The 309-nt window shown below is 39.2% G+C and carries 1 protein-coding gene and 1 pseudogene; one reads left to right on the top strand and one right to left on the bottom strand.

Features of this window, described 5'->3' with window-relative positions:
* Nucleotides 1-112, top strand: a pseudogene (locus ACEO2X_RS14340) (IS982 family transposase); the annotation flags it as partial.
* Nucleotides 113-199: 87 nt separating this feature from the next.
* Here ACEO2X_RS14340 and ACEO2X_RS14345 read toward each other — a convergent pair.
* The coding region (locus ACEO2X_RS14345; protein ID WP_179994364.1) for a zinc ribbon domain-containing protein at nucleotides 200-309 on the bottom strand (110 nt) is incomplete at its 5' end.

The following is a 309-nucleotide window of genomic DNA, read 5'->3' on the forward strand; positions in this document are numbered from 1 at the left end:
TCGTTCGATTGCTGGTTTTTTAGCAGGCGTATTTTCTTCACTATGTGCGTATCAACTTTGCCAAAAGAATAAGCCTAAAATTCATGTGATTAAATCTTTGGCTTATCCGTAACTGGGGTTATATTAATAAGATTATGCGACTAAATCAGTGGTTATTTTTTATCACGCTGGAAAACTTATGTTTGACATCCTCCCCCCCTTAAAAGAGGGTGATTCCTACAGCTAGACGCTTATGCCCAAGCGCAAGAATGTTTAAAGCTGAGTTTATATCTCGATCATGAGCTGTACCACAGCTCATGCACTCCCATT

Origin of the sequence: Acinetobacter sp. AL9, assembly GCF_041464035.1 — a bacterium.
GTDB lineage: Bacteria > Pseudomonadota > Gammaproteobacteria > Pseudomonadales > Moraxellaceae > Acinetobacter > Acinetobacter towneri.